The following is a 2767-nucleotide window of genomic DNA, read 5'->3' on the forward strand; positions in this document are numbered from 1 at the left end:
TCACTATATGGGGAGATCCTTTGCCTGAATTCATGGTTAGGAAACTCAAAAAGGGCTGATTGAGTTTCCTAACCATCAAGCCCTTTGTTGTGCTGCGAACCTTAAAACAGCGCAACCAAACCGCTGGTCGTCGAGGCCGTCCCGGGAAAGACACGCCAGTAAAACGCACCCTACCGCTGCTTGATCCCGGTTTTGCGCGCCGGCTACGCGATCATCTGGCCACCTTTACCCGTTATATCACCAAGCCAGTCTGGGAGATCTCCGATGATACCGCCCGCAACTGGTTGAAGGATGCGCTGTGTCAGGCACAACGTAAAGGGATGCACTTCTCCATTGAGAGCATAACTCCCCATACGTTTCGGCACAGTTTTGCCATGCATCTGCTCTATAACCGAGTACATCCGAAGATCCTGCAATCGTTTATGGGACATCGGGATTATAAAAGCACCGAGATCTACACCCGGGTCTTCGCGCTGGACGTTGCCGGCCAACTGGGCGTGCGATTTGAGATGAGCCCTGAACAGGCGTTAAAATTACTCAGTCCGAACAGATAATCTTTCCACCTTTGCGGGCATAGTGGGAAATCGCTACTCCAGTAAGCGGTTTTTCCGGACATAGAGAGTTCGATGCGTTACAAATAGGTGACAACGTCACCATGACTGTCGAATGAGGCTTACTCATCAGAGCACGAGAGACCGGTATAAATCTCAGTGCCACGCTGACGGCTGCCCTAGATGCCGAATTTCGAAAGCACGCCACGAGAAAATGGCAGGGCGACAATCGCGAAGCGCTTGACGCGTTAAACCATTTTCATGATGAACACGGTTACTTCAGTGATGAACACAGGACGTTTTGACGATGCAATTCAAGGTGTATGGTGATGCCGGGAAAAGCACCCTCTATCCCCTGTTGCTCGATATAATTGGGCAGTTAAACCGTCGCGTTGTGATCCCGTTGCTACCGGTTGAAAAATATCCCGCCGGCCAGCGTCCGGATCGCCTTATACCCCTTATCAGGCTGACCGACGGCAATGCCAGTATTCCTGTGCGTACTCTGGGTGGCAGCGCAATACCGTACACAGATAACAGTTGCAATAGATTTTCTTTTTGATGGAGTTTGAAAATGGCCAACAGGCTCTGACCGCTTTGTGTCAGGGGTAAGAGCCCTTTCCTGCCTGGTTGTTTTCTTCTCTTGGGAGCTTGAGTCTGTGGTCATTGAGCCGCTGCGGTGTCTCGGCAAGTAGGAATGCTTGTACTTAACCTGTATTCAGTCTATATTTAGACTTATTCGGGTTATGTAGAAGAAGGAGCTATCATGAAAACCGAGACAATCAGTTACTTGAAACAGAATGCCGCTAAACTCGATTTGAGCGAGCCTCTGATTGTGACGCAAAACGGCCACCCTGCTTACGTTATTGAATCCTATGACGATCGTGTTCGTCGGGATGAAAGCATTGCACTACTCAAACTGATGACGCTATCTGAAAAAGACATCGAGTTAGGCCGAACGTTTACACGTGAACAACTGCTGGATGCACTTTAATGACGGTATGTGACGTCACTTTTATTTATTCATCCACGGCAAAAATGACGATGCAAACCATTGTATATTTCTTGCGTTCTCGCCAGATCGATCCCAAACCGGTGATCGCGAATGTGCTGGATGAATTTGAACAGAAAACGGGCCTGTTCCCTGAAGGAAGTCCCGTCTGTCAGGAACTATTGGAATTGGGGTGCGCTAAATACCGGGAATGCAACACGACCGACGGTTATCGTGTCCTGTACAGCACGTCCCTGAATAAGAACGACGATGTGATTTATGTGCATGCTGTATTATCCCAAAAACAACATATCGCCAGCCTGTTGTTCAATCGAATTCTGGAATGGCAATAAGACGCCAAGATTGGTCTCTCTAAGGCTAGACACCCTCTATACACTCAGTGCGCTATTACGACCTGAAGGATCCTTTTACTGAACGCCCTCCCGCCGGTTTCAGTGGGTCACATGACACTGCGTAAATGTGAAGATAGGCGGTACATATTAAAATTTTACACAATAAAATCAGTCTGATATTCCCGAGCCCCATCGTGCTAGCGACCGCGTAACCACACTCGAAAACGTTGGTCACTTGGTTTTTTTTTGGCGTTGAGCCCGAATTTTGATGGCGTCCAGCGTTTCTCTTTCCTGGTCACGGTGTCCTACTTTCTTGTACCAGCCAGCCAGTTTTCGTAAGTCAGGCACACTCACCTTCTCATTAGGATCATAGGCATCCAGCTGAGCCATATACTGGGTCAGTAGCGCAATACATTTTCTGGCCCACTCCCCTTCAGCAGAGGATCCCGCGGTCACATGAGGGCGGCGTGGCAGACGTGGGCGCATCGGTTTCACCGCTTCCGGCGCGGACTCATCAACGTAGGTAAACTTGATGGCGTGTACGGAACGACCAATCTTCACCGGCTCCCAAATCACCGAGATATCGGTCGAGGCATTGATCCGATCGAGAGAAGGTTGCAGCAGTTTTTGCCTGAAGTCCCGGTAATCCTGGTATTTCCCCTGCAGGTTAGCCTTCTCTCGCATCCATTCGATCTCCAGGGTCACTTCTATGGTCCCGTGGTTCCGATACCGGGTCAGGTTACGTGCCTTGACCAGCCAGCTGTAAAGACGGATCGAAAAAGGGGTATCCAGCCTGGCGAACGTAGCGCACCTGCGGTGCGAGCACGGCAGCGTTGCTGCCTCAACCGTCTTTAAGCCCCAGCCTCACATCAACA

General features: G+C 50.1%; 5 protein-coding genes and 1 pseudogene. 5 read left to right on the top strand and 1 reads right to left on the bottom strand.

Annotation, left to right across the window (positions count from 1 at the left end):
- Positions 1-59 precede the first annotated feature (59 nt).
- The 5 genes and pseudogenes from AC6BYQ_RS28165 (at position 60) to AC6BYQ_RS28185 (ending at position 1892) form a co-directional block, all read left to right on the top strand.
- Entirely contained in the window at positions 60-554 is a 495-nt protein-coding gene (locus tag AC6BYQ_RS28165; RefSeq protein ID WP_498057893.1) for a site-specific integrase, read from the top strand.
- Between the two features lie 125 nt (positions 555-679).
- A complete protein-coding gene (locus AC6BYQ_RS28170) occupies positions 680-856 on the top strand; it encodes a type II toxin-antitoxin system CcdA family antitoxin (protein ID WP_498057896.1) in 177 nt (58 codons plus the stop codon).
- 2 nt (positions 857-858) lie between these two features.
- A pseudogene (locus AC6BYQ_RS28175) lies at positions 859-1120 on the top strand (CcdB family protein).
- 194 nt (positions 1121-1314) lie between these two features.
- The gene (locus tag AC6BYQ_RS28180; RefSeq protein WP_201896592.1) at positions 1315-1542 is read left to right on the top strand and encodes a type II toxin-antitoxin system Phd/YefM family antitoxin; all 228 of its coding nucleotides are present in this window, start codon (positions 1315-1317) and stop codon (positions 1540-1542) included.
- A gap of 50 nt (positions 1543-1592) precedes the next feature.
- Complete coding sequence (locus tag AC6BYQ_RS28185; protein ID WP_498057894.1) at positions 1593-1892, top strand: type II toxin-antitoxin system RelE/ParE family toxin; 300 nt, start codon at positions 1593-1595, stop codon at positions 1890-1892.
- A 231-nt stretch (positions 1893-2123) separates the two neighbouring features.
- On the opposite strand, the gene AC6BYQ_RS28190 is transcribed toward AC6BYQ_RS28185, so the two are convergent.
- Positions 2124-2597 carry a hypothetical protein gene (locus tag AC6BYQ_RS28190; protein WP_498057895.1) on the bottom strand — a complete coding sequence of 158 codons (474 nt, stop codon included), beginning with the start codon at positions 2595-2597 and terminating at the stop codon, positions 2124-2126.
- Positions 2598-2767: the final 170 nt, after the last annotated feature.

The organism is Serratia sp. LTN-2 (assembly GCF_059740205.1).

Bases quoted from the DNA above. Each gene is read 5' to 3' on its own strand.
- AC6BYQ_RS28180 (WP_201896592.1), top strand. From the start codon at position 1,315: ATGAAAACCGAGACAATCAGTTACTTGAAACAGAATGCCGCTAAACTC.
- AC6BYQ_RS28185 (WP_498057894.1), top strand. From the start codon at position 1,593: ATGCAAACCATTGTATATTTCTTGCGTTCTCGCCAGATCGATCCCAAA.